Here is a 15,966-nt window from a genome sequence, read left to right as displayed (position 1 = left end):
TTCTCTATCGCACGCAATAAACCTGCGCAAACATATTACTGCGGTGCCGCATTTTCGGCTGCAACGCCACGTCTACTTCAAACCCAGCGCCGGGTCTTTTGTTCATAGCGACCCCAATCCGCCCGGAATGTGCGCCGCATCCTGTCTTCCTCTGGAAGGATGAACCGTTTTTCCAGTATCCAAGTGAACACCGGGATCAATGGCAGACATAGCACCGCATCAAACCGCAGAATGAACCCCGCCAGAATAAGAACGTCCCCCAAGTAGATCGGATTTCGCGAGCGGCTGAAAATCCCTGACTGCACCAAATGGCTCGGCGTCTTATGCGGCAAAACAGTGGTGCGCTGGCGTCGCATCTCATTGACAGCCAACGCCGCCAAAAGAACGCCTCCGGCAATCAACAAGCCGCTAACAAAATCAGCCCAAGCGCCGCCAAAGCCCAGCCCAAACGACCAGAACCGCGCCTGCACCCAGGCGCCAAGGACGCAAGCCAGCAGCCACAGCGGCGGAACATCCAACCGCTGCATCAAATATCGCCCCACTGCAGGCCGGTTGCAAATACCATGATCATTGCGGCTTAGTTTCCCCTTCTAAAGCCGACAGGTCCAGAGCCAATCATCATCAAGGCTTCAGAAAGGACAAATTGCCCAAAACCTGCACAAACGACGAATCTCTTCCCGATTGCGTCACGATACTGCACATAATGACCAAAATGCCTACTTAATACTTTGGGTTTCTCCCGCCGGTCGAATTGAGTTTGATCGTACTTTCACTGAGATTCGAATATGTTAGCGCCAGCACAAATCCTGTCTCCACTCCCCTTTTAGCTACCATAGTGTGGTAAAAAAGGATTGGTCGAACACCGGCTTTGTGACGGGACGACCAGCTTGCCATCCCCCCTGCTCTGATTAGGATTGTGGCCAGAGGAGATTGAGACATGACATTAAACGGAAAACACGCATTGGTTACCGGCGGCGGCACTGGCATTGGACTGGCTATTGCCCAGGCATTGGCCGCACAGGGCGCACAGGTCACTATTACGGGCCGCCGCGCCGAGGTGCTGGAACAGGTTGCCGTCAACGGGTTGCATGCTGTGCAAATGGACGTGGCCAACGAGGACTCGGTGGTCACCGGCGTCGCCAAAGCCATTGAGGCCCGTGGTCCCGTGCAGATCTGCGTGCCTAACGCCGGCATCGCCGAAGGCCGCGCCTTGCATAAAACGGATATGGAGTTCTGGCGCACCATGATGGCGATCAATGTCGACGGGTGTTTCCTGACCATCCGTGAATGCCTCAAATCGATGCACGGCACCGATTGGGGCCGCGTTATTGCGATCTCCTCAATTGCCGGGCTGAAGGGGCTAAAAGGGGGCAGTTGCTACACTTCTAGCAAACACGCGATGGTAGGCATGATCAGGGCACTTGCCGCCGACTACGTCGGTAAGCCCTATACCTTCAACGCAATATGCCCCGCCTACGTGGACACCAATATCGTGCCGCAAAACGTCGAAAGCATCATGAAACGCACCGGTATGAGTGAAGACGAGGCCATGCAAGTCATGGTCGGCGCCAACCCACATGGTCGTTTGATCGCCCCCGAAGAGGTCGCCGAGGCCGCCCTGTTTTTATGCGGTGTCAATTCCGGGTCCGTGAATGGTCAGGCATTGCAAATTTCCGGCGGGGAAATGTAATGGATCGCGCCAGCTTCAACACATTCTGCGCCGCCATGCCCGCCACCAGCCATGTGGTGCAATGGGGCAATGCTGATGTGTGGAAGGTCGGCCCCAAGGTCTTTGCCATCTGTGGCTGGGCCGACGGGCGCGATGCCTTTACGTTCAAAGTTAGCGAAATCGCCTATGAGGTGTTGCAGGAACAACCCGGTGTCCGCCCTGCCCCTTATCTGGCTTCGCGCGGCATGAAGTGGCTGCAACACTATGATGCGCCTGGCCTGTCCGACATCGAACTGCGGCGACATATCGAGATTTCTTATGATCTGGTTGCGGCTGGCCTGTCGAAAAAGAAACGCCGTGAACTGAACATTCCCGAGCTCCGTCACACCTAAGCCGTCATTTCACGGATTGCTAGCTCGGTTCCTTGACCCGCACATTGGTCGGCACAATCAATGTTGCCAGATAGGTTCGGGTTTCGTCGTCCCAGTCCGCCGGATCTTCTCCATGCGCAAATTCAGCATGCAACTTGATGAGTTTCCAAACTTCAGTTTCCGTCGCGGCCACCAGGCTCGCTGGGCAAAATTCCATGCCCTCGCAATCTCTGCAGGAATATGAGTAAGCATTAGCCATAGTCGATCCTTTTCTATTACCAATAACCAATTAGAGCCGTGATCGGGTTTGACGAGTGTGTGGGGCAGAGTTTTATTTGCCTCGACAGCTCTCCAATCGTCGCATACTAGTCTATATACTTTATGCTTGAAATACATTCACCCGATGAGGCCCCAATGACCGACTTCGCCGCTACCAAAGCCATGTTCCACTTGCCTCAGGGCATGATCTACCTTGATGGCAACTCGCTGGGCCCACTTCCCCTTGCTGCGACAAAACGGGTCGGCGCGATGATGCAGGACGAATGGGGCGAGATGCTGATCACTGGCTGGAACAAAGCCGGCTGGATGAAGAAATCCTCTGATTTGGGTGACCGGGTTGGCCGCCTGATTGGGGCCGAGCCGGGCCATGTGGTGATGGGCGACACCCTGTCCATTAAGGTCTATCAGGCCGTTGCGTCGGCGCTGGATCTGAACCCGACCCGCAAGGTGGTACTGTCCGACAATGGCAACTTCCCTACCGATCTTTATATGGCGGACGGGCTGCTGCGCTCACTTGGGGATGATTATGAATTGCGGGTGGTCGATCCCGAGGCCGTGGTCGACAATCTGGGTGACGACATCGCCGTGCTGATGCTCACTCAGGTGGATTACCGTACCGGCCGCATGCATGACATGCAGGCCATCACTGAACAGGCCCAAGCCAAAGGTATCGTGACGGTCTGGGACCTTGCCCATTCAGCAGGCGCTCTACCGGTCGATCTGGCCGCCTGCAACGCCGATTTCGCGGTGGGATGCAGCTATAAATATCTGAACGGCGGCCCCGGTGCCCCGGCCTTTATCTACGTCGCCCCACGTCACGCCGATCAGGTTCGCCCGGCGCTGTCCGGCTGGTTGGGCCACGAGGCCCCCTTTGCCTTTGATCTCGCCTATCGCCCGGCCCCCGGTGTCGAACGTATGCGCGTTGGTACGCCGCCGGTGCTGCAACTTACCGCGCTAGAGGCCGCGATGGATATCTGGGACATGACCGATATGGCTGCGGTTCGCGCCAAGTCCATCGAACTCTGCGACCTGTTCATCGCCGAAGTCGAGGCCCAGTGCCCCGAGCTAACTCTCGCCAGCCCACGGGACGGTCAGCAGCGCGGCAGCCAGGTTTCGTTCCGCTTTCACGAGGGCTATGCCGCTATGCAGGCTCTGATTGCCCGCGGTGTCATCGGCGATTTCCGTGCCCCTGACATCATGCGTTTTGGCTTTACACCGCTGTATACCGACGAAGCGGATGTACATGCCGCTGTCGACATCATCGCAGATGTCATGACCAATAATCTGTGGGACCGCCCCGAATATAAAATCCGTTCTGCGGTGACATGAGTGTCACCACACGGGCCTATCACACTGACGACGCAGAAACGCTGTTTGCCATCTTTTACGAGGCCATACACGACGGCGCTTCAGCCCACTACAGCCTTGCGCAACGACAAGCTTGGGCACCTGGTTCAACGATGCCGGCAACATGGCCCGACCGACTTGCCGCTCTCGATGTCTGCGTTGCCCAATCCGATGGTGAGATTGCGGGTTTCATGGCCGCAAGCTTGCAGGGTTACATCGACTTTGCCTTTGTGCGCCCCCGGTGGATGGGTCGCTCTGTGGCGCAAACTCTCTATGACGTCATCCTTGAACGGGCGCGCGGTGCAAATCTGACGCGGATGACGACCCATGCCAGCCTGTTGGCGCGGCCCTTCTTTGCCCGCCAGGGCTGGCAGGTCGACGAAATGGAAATAGTTGACATAAACGGCGAACAGCTAAAGCGGTTTGCCATGTCACTGACTTTGGGAGCCCCCCATGAGCAAACCTTATGATCCGTCCAAAGACGGCGCTGAAATGAATTTCAAAGACCGCATGTCCTATGGCGACTACCTGTCGCTGGACATGTTGCTGAACGCCCAGAAAACCTGGACTGACACCCATGATGAAATGCTGTTCATCATCCAGCACCAGACCTCGGAACTGTGGATGCGGCTGGCTCTACACGAGCTGAGCGCCGCCCGCACCTGTCTGCTGGATGGCAAAGCGCACCAAGCCATGAAGATGCTGGCGCGAGTATCGCGGATTTTCGAACAGCTGAACTCAGCCTGGGATGTGTTGCGCACCATGACCCCCTCGGACTATACGGCCTTTCGCGATGAACTTGGCCAGAGCTCAGGCTTTCAATCGCACCAGTACCGTCAGATCGAATTCATGCTGGGCAACCGAAACACGGCGATGCTAAAGCCACATGCCCACCGCCCGGATCTGGTTGAATTACTACAAGAGGAACTGGCGCAGCCTTCGCTATATGACGTGGCGCTAAAGGCACTGGCCCAGGCGTTTCCGCTTCCGGATGAGGTTATGAACCGCCCTTCATCCGAAACCCACCAACCACATGCCGCTGTGCAGGCCGCCTGGACCGAGATCTATCGCGACCCGGAAACCCACTGGGAACTGTACGAACTGGCTGAAAAACTGGTGGACCTCGAGGACTACTTCCGCCGCTGGCGGTTCAACCACGTCACGACGGTTGAGCGCGTTATCGGCTTCAAACGCGGCACCGGCGGCACCGGCGGGGTGAGTTATCTGAAACGGATGCTGGCGGTCGAATTGTTTCCCGAACTTTGGCATTTGCGCACCGAACTATAGTCCAGCGCCTGTACCCGGTTACTGCGGCCTAAGGGCCGCCCCAAACAACGCCGCCAGCTGTGCCATACCAGAGGCATAGCTGGCGTAGTCCTGCGACGTATGTTTGATGCCCTTCATCGCTGCGCAAAAGGTGCGCGCGACCTCGTCAACCGGCCCCGTCAGCGCCACTCGCCCAGCGGCATGTTCTCGCTGTAGCCAAGTGCCATAGACCGACCGCAGCGCGCGCTCGCCTGCGTCAATCGCATCCCCGGCGACGGACATTCCAGCCTCGAACAGCTCGAGCCCATGCGGCGAATCCATCATCGCCTGCATTGCGGGCCCACCCTGCGCCTCAAACGCCGCATGCAGCCGCTCTGCCGGTGTGCCCTCAGTGTCCAACGCCAAAGCGACCTGATCCAGCGCCAGCCCATAATGTGCCTCGACCAGCCCACCAAAGATCGCCTCTTTGTTGCGATAATGCAGGTACAAGGCCGGGCGCGACATGCCCGCACCCCGGGCTATGTCATCCATCGATGTCTTGCGGAATCCATAGGTCGAAAAGGCCGCCCATGCGGATTCCAGGATCGCCTGCTGCTTGGGGTCATCACTTGCTTTGATCATAAAACCGCTTCTGACATTCTTCCTGAAATTTGTCAATTGACATCCTGACATTTACTGATCATTTTGTCAGCACCCGCACAGCAGAGAGTATACCGCCATGTCGACCCGCCTTCGCATCAATGGAAAATCCCATCAAGTGGATCTGCCTGACGACGTCCCCCTGTTGTGGGTCCTGCGCGATAACGTCGGGCTGACCGGCACCAAATACGGCTGCGGCGTCGCGGCCTGCGGCGCCTGCACCGTGCATATCGACGGCGTGGCCGTGCGCTCGTGCCAGGTGGCTCTGGGGGATGTAGACGGAGACATCACCACCATCGAGGGGCTCGGCAAACCCGGCGCCATGGCGGTGATCCAACAGGCCTGGGTCGACCATCAGGTCGCACAATGTGGATATTGTCAGTCTGGCCAGATCATGCAGGCCGCCAGCCTTCTGGCCGAGAACCCCTCGCCCACGGATGCTGACATCGACGAGGCCATGCAGGGCAACCTGTGCCGCTGTGGCACCTATCCACGTATCCGCGCTGCGGTGCACACCGCCGCATCAAAAATGAAAGAAGTCTGAAGCATGGCCAGCATCGGAAAAATCGCCCGCCGCACCTTCCTGATCGGATCTGCCGCCATCGTCGGTGGCGTCGCCTTTGGCGCCTATTACGTCAGCCGCCCAGCCCCCAATCCGCTAAGCCCTGGCGAAGGTGAAACAGCCCTAAGTCCCTTTGTGCTGATCGACCAGCAAGGCGTCACCCTGTTCGCCCCGCGCGCTGAAATGGGCCAGGGGGTAAAAACCACCTGGGCCGCGCTGATCGCCGAAGAGCTGGACGTGGAACTGGACGCCGTTCGGGTGCTACATGGCCCCGCCGCTGCCGCCTATTACAACAGCGCCTTCATTGGCGACGCTCTGCCAAACCGCGGCTATAACGTCAGTGATTTTCAACATTCCCTGGGCGAGACGCTTGGAGTTCTGGCGAGAACCCTGAATCTGCAAGGGACCGGTGGCTCAACCTCGATGAAAGACGGCTATACCCGTATGCGGCATGCCGGCGCATCAGCACGCGAGACCCTGAAACAGGCCGCCGCCAATCGGTTGGGCCTTGACCGCGACCAATTGAAGACCGCCAACGGGATGGTTCAGGCCCCCGATGGCACCACGCTCAGCTATTCTGAGCTGGCGATGGATGCGGGCAAACTGGACCCGATCAAAGCCGAGTTGCGACCAAGCAGCGAATGGCGCCTGTTGGGTAAATCGCAGCCACGCGTCGATATGGTTGAGAAAGCCACGGGCACCGCCGAATTTGGCATCGATGTGCGTCAGCCGGGCCTGAAATTCGCCTCGGTGCGGATGAACCCGCGTCTGGGTGCGGGCATGAACAGCTTTGACGCCAGTGAGGCGCAGTCCATGCCCGGAGTTGAGAAGATCGTCGATATGGGCGATGGCGTGGCCGTGGTGGCCAGCAACACCTGGCTGGCGATGCAGGCGGTGGAAGCGATCAACGTCGATTGGCAAGAGGCCCCCTACCCACCGGAAACCGATCAGATCTTTGCCCATATATCCAAGGCTTTTGACGAGGCACCTAACTCGACCATGCGCGACGACGGTGATGTGGACCAGCTGCCCGAGGGTGCAAGCGAAATCAGTGCCGAGTACCAGCTGCCGTATTTGGCCCATGCCACCATGGAGCCGATGAACGCCACAGCATTGTATGAGGGCAACAAGCTGACTGTTTGGTGTGGCAACCAGATGCCAACCATCATTCTAAGCCGATGCGCCGAAGAGGCCGGTCTGGATAGCGAACAGGTCGACCTGCACACCACCTATCTCGGCGGTGGTTTTGGTCGCCGCGTCGAGCTGGATTTCTCGGTTCTGGCGACCCGCCTTGCAAAACAAATGCCAGGCGTTCCCGTGCAATTGACCTGGTCGCGCGAAGAAGACATGCGCCATGACTTCTACCGCCCTGGTGCAATTGCCCGCATGCGCGGCGCGATCAAGGATGGCGTGGCGGTGCTGATGGACGGCCAGGTCGCTGCCGCCTCGTCCACTGTGCAATTCATGGACCGGATTGCTGGTCTGCCGGCTGGTGGCCCCGACAAGGTCCACGTTGAAGGTTTCTTTAACCCGCCCTACGCAATCCCCAACTTCCGGATGAGCGGCCACCTAAGTGATATCAAGATCCCGGTTGGATTCTGGCGCTCGGTTGGCAATTCCTTCAACGGTTTCTTTGTCGAAAGCTTCATCGATGAGATGGCCCACGAAGCTGGCACCGACCCACTGGAGTTCAGGTTGGCTCTGGCGCGCACAGAATGGGCCCCAGCTGCTGGTGTGCTAGAGGCGGTCAAGGAAATGTCCGGCTGGACTGGTAAAACTCCGGATGGCGTCGGGCGCGGAGTGGCCATGTGCTACAGTTTTGGCACACCCGTTGCCGAGGTGATCGAAGTGGTCGATGACGATGGCAGCATCCGTATCAACAAGGCTTGGATTGCCTGCGACATGGGGGTGGCGCTGGATCCTGAAACCGTCAAGGCGCAGATGTTCGGCGGAATGGCTTACGGTCTGTCCGCTGCCTGTTTCGGCGAGATTACCTTTGCCGATGGTGAGGTCGAGCAAGGCAATTTCCCCGACTATGACGCGTTGCGCATGCACACAATGCCACAGACCGAAGTGCGGGTGCTAGAGACCCAAAAGCATCTGGGCGGCGCAGGCGAGCCCGGCACACCGCCCGCAGCACCGGCCCTGACCAATGCGATCTTTGACCTGACGGGAAAACGTGCGCGGCGACTGCCACTGATGCATGATTTTGACATCATGGTCTAAACTTGTTTCCCAAGATCGTTGATGCGGCGCGCCAGGATTGGCGCGCCGTTTTTGTGTCTGCCGCGACCAATAAAGGACTATCCTGCAATCCCCGTTGCCACCTCAGAGCGGATTTTGCCTTCCCCAGCACCTGGCCACAGCCCGTCGCAGGAATTGCGGCATAGGTTAGGCATCGCGCCGCAAAGTCATCATGTTGCGCACAAATTTCGGCCACTCAGGGTCTCTAACAAGGTTAACAAATCCCTAACGCCGAGTCCCGGCGACACAGAAGTGAGGTCGATCCATGCCAAGCGGTTATCTGGTATCCCTAGGTGCAGACGGAGCCCTAGGCGTCGATGACGTCATAGGCGGCGCATGGACATCTTTTGCCACCGACACCGACCTGGGATCAGGCCAGTGGGTCTTTACCGGTGTCGACGGTGGCACCAGTTACACGGACACGTTAGAGCCCGGCCAGTATTATCTCGCCTCAGATGGCAATGTCTATTTCGTTCCGTCCTATGGCGAGGTCGACACCCTAACCAGCGCCGATGTTGTTACGGCCCCCAGCTACAGCGCCATTCCCAGTCACCAGGTTGATGGGACCTCAGGTGATGATGTTATCAACGGCAGTTACACCGACAGCGACGGTGATAGCGTCAATGATACGCCAGACAATGCAGACCTTGTTTATGGCAATGCGGGTAATGACGACATCAGAACCGGCCCCGGCAACGACTGGGTCTATGGTGGCAGCGGCAACGACACCGTAAACGGCGGCACCGGAGATGACATCATTTATGGTGACGGTAGCGTCTCGACGGTTGAATCGCTGAACTGGGACGCCCAGGGCAGTGATGAGCAAGACATCAGCTCGGGGTTCACTCAAACCACAGGACAAGTCGACGTTTCAGTCAGCTTTTCCAGTGATGGCAATAATTCACCTCAGTTCTCTCTTGAAACCAGTGACACAATCTATGTCGGCGGAGGCGAGAGCTTCAACGACACCTCCTCGTTATATCTATACGGTAATGGTGACGGGGCGACATCGACCACCACCATCAACTTTGCGGCCAATAGCAGCTCGGATGTGATGGACGAGGTCGAAAACGTTGTTTTCCGCATCAGTGACATCGACTTTGGCTCGGGTAATCACCGTGACGTTGTAACGGTCAATGCATACGATGCTGATGGCAATCCTGTTTCGGTGACCCTGACAGTGGCAGACAACGGTGCCAACACGGATACAATCAGCGGCAATACTGTCACTGCGGGCAATGCCGGCGAAAGTGCAGCAGATCAAACCGGCTCAATGTTGGTCGAAATCGCCGGTCCCGTTGCTGAAATCGAAATCATCTACGAAAACGGACTCGACGGGACTCAGGCGGTCTGGGTCAGTGACGTGTTCTTTGACACCATTGCAAATCCACCCGGCAATGACGAGCTAAACGGCGGCCTGGGCAATGATGCGATTTTTGGCGAGGGCGGTGATGATCTGATTTCAGGCGGCCAAGGTAGCGACACGCTGGACGGAGGCAGCGGGAATGACACGATCAACACCGGCGAAGGCGACAGTGCCCAAGGCGGTGATGGCGACGATCTTTTCATTCTGACAGACACTGGCGACGCAGGAAGCTCAACGATTACCATTGACGGGGGCGAGGGAGGCGAAACCGGCGGCGATACTCTGGATTTGAACGGAAATGCGGATCTTTCAACTCTGATCCTGACCACAAACACTGTGGATGAGATGGCCGGCACCGTAGAATTGCTCGATGGGACCCTGGTGACCTTCTCGGGGATCGAAAACATCATCTGTTTTACCCCCGGCACCCTGATCGACACAGCCTATGGCCCTCGTCCCATCGAGACACTGTCCATTGGCGATCTGATCGTCACCCGCGATCATGGCCTGCAACCGCTGCGATGGGTCGGCAGCCGCACTGTAGCCGCCCAAGGCAGCTTTGCACCGATCGAGATCTCACAGGCCCTATTGCCTGATGCCAGCGCCTCGCTGCTCGTGTCGCCACAACACCGGCTGCTGTGGAGCGGCGCACGCGCCCAGATGCTGTTTGGCAGCGACGAGGTGCTGGTAGCGGCGCAACACCTGCTGGGCAGCCCGGCCGTCACCCGCCGCACGGGCGGTCTGGTCACATATACGCATCTTATGTTGGACCAGCACCAGGTGATCTATGCCAATGGGGCGCCCACAGAAAGCTTCTACCCCGGCGATCAGGCCCTGGGCGCCCTCAGCGACGCTGGGCGGGATGAAATGTTCACTCTGTTCCCCGAGCTTCGCAGCCATGCGGGTGCCTTTGGCGATACCGCTCGCCTGTGCCTCAAGTCACACGAAGGCCAGCTGCTCGCGGCCTAAATAAAAGCACCGCAGCCCTTTCGGGTTGCGGTGCTTTTAGAAAATCAGTGGTCATCCTGACCAGTTAGCCATACATCAGCCGCGCCTGCGAAAACGACAGCAGTTGGCTGCTTTTCTCATCCCACAGATGTAGTCGCGCACAAGCCAGGCTTTCGCGGACAGTCATCTTGTTGCTTTCGGCCAACACATTGTGGTCGCGCAACACCTCTGTCAGCCGATAGAACGGGATCCGGCTGTACAGGTGGTGCACATGGTGAATGCCGATATTGGCGCTGAACCACTGCAGCACAGATGGCAGGACATAGTGCGAGCTGCCATGCAGCGCGGCATCATGCAGCTGCCAGTCCTCGTCCTGCTCCCAGCGGGTGTCTTCAAACTGGTGCTGCACATAAAACAGCCACATGCCAGCAGTCGCTGCCAACAGGGTCGAAGGCACAAAGATCAGCAGCACAGGGGCCAGACCGCCAAAATACCAGATCACCAGCAATGCCACGACAATCGCAACGTTGGTGCCCATGGCGCTGACCCAGTAACGCAGGCTGTTCATCAGTCCCAATGGAACCCGGTTCTGCACAAAGAACAAATAGCTGGGTCCAAATCCGAACAGGGTCACTGGGTTACGATAAACCCGGTACATCAGGCGGTTAAAGCCATTAAGTTCGTTATACTCGGCAACAGTCAAAGTGTGGATATCGCCCATTCCCCGTTTACCCAAGTTTCCAGACGCACTGTGATGTGCCGAATGAGTACGGCGCCACACGTCGTAGGGTGTCAGCGTCAGCACTCCGATAATACGTCCAACCCAGTCACTGACATAGCGGTTTTTAAAGAACGAGCCATGGCCGCAATCATGCTGAATTGTAAACAGGCGCAGCAAGAACAGGGCATTGACCAGTGAAATTCCAAACGTCAGCCAGTAACTGATCGACATCGACCACCAGGCCAGTGCCCAGAGTAAGACAAAAGGGCCAACAGTCACGGCCAGCTCAAAGGCGCTTCGCAACTGGTTCGGCTCACGGTATTTGGCCAATGTTTTAACCCAATCGCGCGCTGAAAGCGCGCCGGGTTGCGTCCGGGATTGATCAGTGGATTGGGTCATGCGCCTGCTTTTTGTCGTTGCTTAGCATCCGGATAAACTACCAGAGCGTCATAGCAAGTAAAATTTGAACGAAAACAGGTGTTACGGCAGAGGTTTGCTGACTTAATGTCACGGTGCAACTCATCCCCCTCGCCCTGATACGGCAAACCCACGCAAGCATCAAAAAGTGGAGAAATTTAAAAAATTACTTCAAACCACTCACATCTACTGTCACTACAGTTCAATTTTTGAAACTTTGGGACAGACCAAAATACCAGACAACACCAATTTGCGATTTTTTAATCTGCAACGTCGACCGCAAAAACCACCCCATGGATCAGGCTGAATTCAATTGGCCTCCAGCTCGCTCTCCCGCAGCCCAGGCATGCACCGCCGCTCCAAAGGCCTGAAAAAGAGGCCGAGACACCGGGTCATTTATCGCATCCCACTCTGGGTGCCATTGCACAGCCAACGAAAATCCCGGCGCATCCCTGACATATGTGGCCTCAGGCGTGCCATCCTTGGCAGTGCCATCGATGACAATGCGTGCGCCCGGGGTTTTGATGCCCTGCCCGTGCAAAGTGTTTGTCATCACCTCACGCGCACCCAACATTTTGTGAAACACACCGCCGTCGCTCATTTCCACAACATGGCGCAGAGCAAATTTCTCTTCCAGGCTGCCATTGGGAGGCATCCTGTGGTTCATCCGTCCCGGCAGATCGCGGATCTCGGGGTATAATGTGCCACCCAGCGCCACATTCACCTCTTGGAACCCGCGGCAAATGCCAAAGAATGGTTGTCCCCGCTCCACGCAGGCCCGAACCAGTGGCAGCGCAATTGCATCGCGCGCCCGATCAAACGCTCCATGGGCTGCGGTCTCGGCCTCGCCGTACTCCTGAGGATGCACGTTGGGGCGACCACCGGTCAGCAAAAATCCGTCAAAGGTTTCCAAAAGCTCTTCGACTGACAAAAAGCGCGGATCAGATGGAATTAACAGGGGCATACACCCCGCCACCTCGGCCACAGCCTCGGAATTCATGGTGCCGCCCGCGTGGGCAGGATATTGATCATTGATCAGGTAGGAATTGCCGATAATACCGACGCGGGGGCGTGTCATAGTGGTTCTCAGTTTGTAGCCAGTCGTGTGAACCTAGCGCCAAGATGATATGCTTCGCAACTCCCCAACACGGCGCAGTCGGATGTTCATCGCTGCACAGAGACTATGTTTTCGGTCACCCCAAAGATTGAAGCCGATCACCGAACTATTAGTCCGCAAAAGCAAACACCCACACCGCCTTGTCAGCAATGTGGGTGGTGTCCGGTCAGGTGACCCAAACCTCAATAAGACAGCGGGATTAGATTTCGCCCGCCAAACCAGCGGCTTCTATTCCAAACAATGCGGCAATTGCATCATTGTCCGAGGTGTCGCCTGTTACCCCAACCGCACCAATCACCACACCGGCATCGTCGCGCACCAGCACGCCACCCGGAACCGGAATAACCTGTCCGCCGAAAACTCCGTTTACCGCTGCCATGAAATATCCCTGCGCCTCGGCCCGTGCCATCTGGGCACTTCCCGCCATGCCCAACATCACCGCACCGTAGGCTTTACCATGGGCGATGGAAAACCGCCCCGGCGCGGCGCCATCTTCACGTTCAAAGGCCTGTACATGCCCGCCAGCATCCAGCACTACAACGGACAAGGGGTTCAGGTCTAGCGCACGACCTTTTTCCAGTGCCTTTTCAATAATAGTCCGCGCGTCGCGCAAAGAAACAGCCATAATAGATCCCTTTCATCTGGCCCTAAATATCCTCGGGGGAGTACGAGGGGGCAGACAGCCCCCTCGTTCCTCTCATCAAAAGACTCAACCTGCGGCTTTCAGCTCCAGACGCCGCGCATGCAGCACTGGTTCAGTATAACCCGACGGCTGAACTCGACCTTTGAACACAAGATCACTGGCCGCCTGAAAGGCAATGCCGTCAAACCCAGGAGCCATCGCCTGATAGTCGGCATCTGCTGCATTCTGTGCATCCACCACGGCCGCCATTTTCTGCATCGCTGCCATGACCTGCGCCTCGTCAACCACACCGTGATGCAGCCAATTCGCCAGCGCCTGGCTGGAAATCCGACAGGTCGCCCGGTCTTCCATCAGCCCAACATCATGGATATCCGGCACCTTCGAGCAGCCAACCCCATGATCAATCCAACGCACCACATAGCCAAGGATACCCTGCGCGTTGTTCTCAATCTCCTGGCGGATCTCATCCTCTGACAGGTTTTCGCCCGTCTTAACCGGGATCGTCAACAGGTCCTGCAGCGATCCCCGTGCGCCACCGGCCTTCAAACCGTCCTGCACGGCCAGCACATCCACCTTGTGATAATGGGTCGCGTGCAGGGTCGCCGCTGTTGGCGATGGCACCCAGGCACAGGTTGCCCCAGCCATAGGATGGCCAACCTTAGCCTCTAGCATCGCCGCCATCAGATCCGGCATGGCCCACATGCCCTTGCCAATCTGCGCTTTGCCCTTCAGCCCACAGGCCAGGCCAATATCAACGTTGCGGTCTTCGTAGGATGTAATCCAGGGCGTGGTCTTCATCTCGCCTTTGGGCATCATCGCGCCCGCCTCCATCGAGGTGTGGATCTCATCGCCGGTGCGGTCCAGGAACCCTGTGTTGATGAAGGCCACCCGGGACTTCGCCGCCCGGATACACTCTTTCAGGTTCGCGCTGGTGCGGCGCTCTTCGTCCATAATGCCGATTTTGACAGTATTTGGCGCCAGGCCCAGCGCCTGCTCCACATGATCAAAGATCCGGCAGGCAAATGCCACTTCTTCGGGGCCATGCATCTTGGGCTTGACCACATAGACCGACCCATGCGCCGAGTTGCCGCTGATCGCCTGCAGATCATGCATCGCGATCATCGCTGTGGTCATCGCATCTAGAAGACCTTCGCCAATCTCCAGACCGTCGCGATCCAACACCGCCGGGTTGGTCATCAGATGCCCAACATTGCGCACCAGCAACAGCGCCCGGCCCTTCAGCGAAGCCTCGGCCCCATCCGGCGCGGTGAACTGAACATCCTGGTTCAAGACCCGTGTAAATGTCTTGTCGCCTTTGACGATCTCTTCGCTCAGATCGCGCTTCATCAGGCCCAACCAGTTGGAATAGGCCAGAACCTTGTCTGTCGCATCAACCGCGGCAACACTGTCTTCGCAGTCCATGATTGTCGACATCGCTGATTCCAGCGTGATGTCGTTGATCCCTGCTGGATCATCCTTGCCGATATTACCCGCAGCATCGATCTCGATGATCACATGCAGACCGTTGTTTTTCAGCAGAACCCGCGATGGCGCCGCAGCCTCGCCAACATGTCCGGCAAAACCTGCAACAGTGCCAAGCGACGGCACCAGTGCTCCGTCAACAACAGACAGTTCAGCGACATCGGCCCAGGACCCGCTTGCCAACGCAAAGTTCGCATCCAGAAAGTCACGCCCCCAGGCTACTACCCGTGCGCCCCGCGCCGCATCGTACCCTTTGCCCTGTGGTAGATCGCCCATAGCATCGGTGCCATACAGCGCATCATACAAAGAGCCCCAACGTGCGTTCGCCGCGTTCAGGGCAAAACGAGCATTGGTGATCGGCACCACCAGTTGCGCGCCCGGCACTTCGGCGATCTCGGGATCCACGTTTTGCGTCTCGATCTCGAAATCGGCGCCCTCGGGCAGCAAATATCCGATCTCGCGCAGAAATGCCGTGTAGGCCTCGGCGTCATGCGCCTGTCCGCGGCGGGAGATATGCCAAGCATCGATCTGACCCTGCAAGTCCTTACGTTTGGCCAGCAGAGCCCGGTTTTCAGGACCCAGTTCATGCACAAGGTTGCTCAACCCCTGCCAGAAGGTATCCGCCGCCACGCCAGTGCCCGGCAAAGCTGCCTTTTCAATGAAATCGACGTATTCAGCTGCGACTTGCAACCCCTGCTTTTCGACCCGAAGTGTCATCATTTCCCCTACGGTATACAATTGTATTCCGCGCCTCCTTAGAACATATATTTCCTATCAGCAACAAACCGACACTCAAAAAATCCAATATTCCGCCTCTATCTGCTGCAAAAATACCCGTTGCAGTCGGTCTCTGACCAAATGCCAAGGTCTTGGACCTGGCTAATTACTCCTATCC

15 protein-coding genes are annotated in these 15,966 nt (G+C 57.4%); 8 read left to right on the top strand and 7 right to left on the bottom strand.

Annotation, left to right across the window (positions count from 1 at the left end; genetic code table 11):
- Nucleotides 1-77: 77 nt before the first annotated feature.
- On the bottom strand, nt 78-527 hold the full coding sequence (locus tag EBB79_RS06360; protein ID WP_127748123.1) for a methyltransferase family protein: 450 nt from the start codon (nt 525-527) through the stop codon (nt 78-80).
- A gap of 410 nt (nt 528-937) precedes the next feature.
- Between EBB79_RS06360 and EBB79_RS06355 the strand changes: the two genes are divergently transcribed.
- Entirely contained in the window at nt 938-1,690 is a 753-nt protein-coding gene (locus EBB79_RS06355) for an SDR family NAD(P)-dependent oxidoreductase (protein WP_127748122.1), read from the top strand.
- On the top strand, nt 1,690-2,061 hold the full coding sequence (locus tag EBB79_RS06350) for an MmcQ/YjbR family DNA-binding protein (protein ID WP_127748121.1): 372 nt from the start codon (nt 1,690-1,692) through the stop codon (nt 2,059-2,061). Before EBB79_RS06355 ends, EBB79_RS06350 begins: the two co-directional genes overlap by 1 nt.
- A gap of 19 nt (nt 2,062-2,080) precedes the next feature.
- Here EBB79_RS06350 and EBB79_RS06345 read toward each other — a convergent pair whose 3' ends face one another.
- Nucleotides 2,081-2,299 carry a DUF1059 domain-containing protein gene (locus tag EBB79_RS06345; RefSeq protein ID WP_127748120.1) on the bottom strand — a complete coding sequence of 73 codons (219 nt, stop codon included), beginning with the start codon at nt 2,297-2,299 and terminating at the stop codon, nt 2,081-2,083.
- Nucleotides 2,300-2,454: 155 nt separating this feature from the next.
- Here EBB79_RS06345 and kynU point away from each other — a divergent pair, with 155 nt between their 5' ends.
- From kynU to kynA, 3 genes are read left to right on the top strand one after another with little or no spacing between them, the layout of a single operon-like run.
- The gene (kynU, locus tag EBB79_RS06340) at nt 2,455-3,648 is read left to right on the top strand and encodes a kynureninase (protein WP_127748119.1); all 1,194 of its coding nucleotides are present in this window, start codon (nt 2,455-2,457) and stop codon (nt 3,646-3,648) included.
- On the top strand, nt 3,645-4,136 hold the full coding sequence (locus EBB79_RS06335; RefSeq protein ID WP_127748118.1) for a GNAT family N-acetyltransferase: 492 nt from the start codon (nt 3,645-3,647) through the stop codon (nt 4,134-4,136). Before kynU ends, EBB79_RS06335 begins: the two co-directional genes overlap by 4 nt.
- Nucleotides 4,120-4,953 carry a tryptophan 2,3-dioxygenase gene (gene kynA, locus EBB79_RS06330; protein WP_127748117.1) on the top strand — a complete coding sequence of 278 codons (834 nt, stop codon included), beginning with the start codon at nt 4,120-4,122 and terminating at the stop codon, nt 4,951-4,953. The genes EBB79_RS06335 and kynA overlap by 17 nt, the downstream gene beginning before the upstream one ends.
- An 18-nt stretch (nt 4,954-4,971) precedes the next feature.
- Here the strand turns inward: kynA and EBB79_RS06325 are convergent, their stop codons facing one another.
- Nucleotides 4,972-5,553, bottom strand: a complete 582-nt coding sequence (locus tag EBB79_RS06325) for a TetR/AcrR family transcriptional regulator (protein WP_127748116.1) — start codon at nt 5,551-5,553, stop codon at nt 4,972-4,974.
- Between the two features lie 97 nt (nt 5,554-5,650).
- Here EBB79_RS06325 and EBB79_RS06320 point away from each other — a divergent pair, with 97 nt between their 5' ends.
- From EBB79_RS06320 to EBB79_RS06310, 3 genes are all read left to right on the top strand, one after another.
- Complete coding sequence (locus EBB79_RS06320) at nt 5,651-6,115, top strand: (2Fe-2S)-binding protein (protein WP_127748115.1); 465 nt, start codon at nt 5,651-5,653, stop codon at nt 6,113-6,115.
- Between the two features lie 3 nt (nt 6,116-6,118).
- Nucleotides 6,119-8,359, top strand: a complete 2,241-nt coding sequence (locus EBB79_RS06315; RefSeq protein ID WP_127748114.1) for a xanthine dehydrogenase family protein molybdopterin-binding subunit — start codon at nt 6,119-6,121, stop codon at nt 8,357-8,359.
- A gap of 283 nt (nt 8,360-8,642) precedes the next feature.
- Entirely contained in the window at nt 8,643-10,712 is a 2,070-nt protein-coding gene (locus tag EBB79_RS06310) for a Hint domain-containing protein (RefSeq protein WP_127748113.1), read from the top strand.
- A gap of 64 nt (nt 10,713-10,776) precedes the next feature.
- Here EBB79_RS06310 and EBB79_RS06305 read toward each other — a convergent pair whose 3' ends face one another.
- The 4 genes from EBB79_RS06305 to EBB79_RS06290 all read right to left on the bottom strand — a co-directional run bounded on the left by EBB79_RS06305 (nt 10,777) and on the right by EBB79_RS06290 (nt 15,788).
- The gene (locus EBB79_RS06305) at nt 10,777-11,811 is read right to left on the bottom strand and encodes a fatty acid desaturase (protein WP_127748112.1); all 1,035 of its coding nucleotides are present in this window, start codon (nt 11,809-11,811) and stop codon (nt 10,777-10,779) included.
- 316 nt (nt 11,812-12,127) lie between these two features.
- Entirely contained in the window at nt 12,128-12,907 is a 780-nt protein-coding gene (locus EBB79_RS06300) for a gamma-glutamyl-gamma-aminobutyrate hydrolase family protein (RefSeq protein ID WP_127748111.1), read from the bottom strand.
- A gap of 238 nt (nt 12,908-13,145) precedes the next feature.
- Nucleotides 13,146-13,571, bottom strand: a complete 426-nt coding sequence (locus EBB79_RS06295) for a GlcG/HbpS family heme-binding protein (RefSeq protein ID WP_127748110.1) — start codon at nt 13,569-13,571, stop codon at nt 13,146-13,148.
- An 84-nt stretch (nt 13,572-13,655) separates the two neighbouring features.
- The gene (locus EBB79_RS06290) at nt 13,656-15,788 is read right to left on the bottom strand and encodes a malate synthase G (RefSeq protein WP_127750902.1); all 2,133 of its coding nucleotides are present in this window, start codon (nt 15,786-15,788) and stop codon (nt 13,656-13,658) included.
- Between the last annotated feature and the right edge of the window lie 178 nt (nt 15,789-15,966).

The sequence above is a fragment of the Parasedimentitalea marina genome (assembly GCF_004006175.1).
Lineage (GTDB): Bacteria > Pseudomonadota > Alphaproteobacteria > Rhodobacterales > Rhodobacteraceae > Parasedimentitalea > Parasedimentitalea marina.
This window is presented reverse-complemented; position numbering and strand designations above follow the sequence as displayed.

Coding starts and splice junctions, on each gene's coding strand:
- EBB79_RS06360 (WP_127748123.1), bottom strand. CDS start 527: ATGCAGCGGTTGGATGTTCCGCCGCTGTGGCTGCTGGCTTGCGTCCTT.
- EBB79_RS06315 (WP_127748114.1), top strand. CDS start 6,119: ATGGCCAGCATCGGAAAAATCGCCCGCCGCACCTTCCTGATCGGATCT.
- EBB79_RS06325 (WP_127748116.1), bottom strand. CDS start 5,553: ATGATCAAAGCAAGTGATGACCCCAAGCAGCAGGCGATCCTGGAATCC.
- EBB79_RS06305 (WP_127748112.1), bottom strand. CDS start 11,811: ATGACCCAATCCACTGATCAATCCCGGACGCAACCCGGCGCGCTTTCA.
- EBB79_RS06290 (WP_127750902.1), bottom strand. CDS start 15,788: ATGACACTTCGGGTCGAAAAGCAGGGGTTGCAAGTCGCAGCTGAATAC.
- EBB79_RS06300 (WP_127748111.1), bottom strand. CDS start 12,907: ATGACACGCCCCCGCGTCGGTATTATCGGCAATTCCTACCTGATCAAT.
- EBB79_RS06320 (WP_127748115.1), top strand. CDS start 5,651: ATGTCGACCCGCCTTCGCATCAATGGAAAATCCCATCAAGTGGATCTG.
- EBB79_RS06345 (WP_127748120.1), bottom strand. CDS start 2,299: ATGGCTAATGCTTACTCATATTCCTGCAGAGATTGCGAGGGCATGGAA.
- EBB79_RS06335 (WP_127748118.1), top strand. CDS start 3,645: ATGAGTGTCACCACACGGGCCTATCACACTGACGACGCAGAAACGCTG.
- kynU (WP_127748119.1), top strand. CDS start 2,455: ATGACCGACTTCGCCGCTACCAAAGCCATGTTCCACTTGCCTCAGGGC.
- EBB79_RS06295 (WP_127748110.1), bottom strand. CDS start 13,571: ATGGCTGTTTCTTTGCGCGACGCGCGGACTATTATTGAAAAGGCACTG.
- kynA (WP_127748117.1), top strand. CDS start 4,120: ATGAGCAAACCTTATGATCCGTCCAAAGACGGCGCTGAAATGAATTTC.
- EBB79_RS06350 (WP_127748121.1), top strand. CDS start 1,690: ATGGATCGCGCCAGCTTCAACACATTCTGCGCCGCCATGCCCGCCACC.
- EBB79_RS06310 (WP_127748113.1), top strand. CDS start 8,643: ATGCCAAGCGGTTATCTGGTATCCCTAGGTGCAGACGGAGCCCTAGGC.
- EBB79_RS06355 (WP_127748122.1), top strand. CDS start 938: ATGACATTAAACGGAAAACACGCATTGGTTACCGGCGGCGGCACTGGC.